1 protein-coding gene is annotated in these 486 nt (G+C 70.6%); it reads left to right on the top strand.

The genetic code is table 11. The features are described 5' to 3' along the window. Positions 1 to 20 precede the first annotated feature (20 nt). Positions 21 to 486 (top strand): hypothetical protein (locus tag I6F37_RS38725; protein WP_225154176.1); only part of this gene is annotated, 466 nt, incomplete at its 3' end.

Below are 486 nucleotides of genomic sequence, written 5' to 3'. Positions count from 1 at the left end.
CTGCTGGTGGGCGCGAACAAGTGACCCAGGTCCCCCACCACTGGCTGCTGCGGACGGCCACGAGCACGTACGCCGTCGCCCTCGCGCCGGACGAGGCCGGCCTGGTCCTGCAGGACTGGACGGACGGGGAGCCGCGCCCCTGGGAGCCGACGGACGTGCACGGGTTCCGGCTGCCGATCGACCGGCAGCCGCTCGAGTACGCGGCGCTGGGCAGCAGGCAGGCGGGCGGTGTCGATCTTGTCGTCGATCATGGGGAGGGTCTGGTCGGGGCGCGGCTCGTCTGGCGCGCCGAGGACGTGCGGCTGGAAAAGACGTCGACCGGTTCGACGCTCACGGCGACCGACGTGGACACGACGGGTGATCTTGGTCTGACCTTGATCATCGAGACCTCCCAGGCGCACGACGTGATCAGCAAGTCGGTGACGATCAGCAACACGGGTCTGTCGGTGCTGACGCTCCCCCGCGCCTTCGGGCCCGCCTGGGAGC

The sequence above is a fragment of the Bradyrhizobium sp. NBAIM08 genome (genome assembly GCF_020193935.1).
GTDB classification, from domain to species: Bacteria; Pseudomonadota; Alphaproteobacteria; order Rhizobiales; family Xanthobacteraceae; genus Bradyrhizobium; species Bradyrhizobium yuanmingense.
This window is presented reverse-complemented; position numbering and strand designations above follow the sequence as displayed.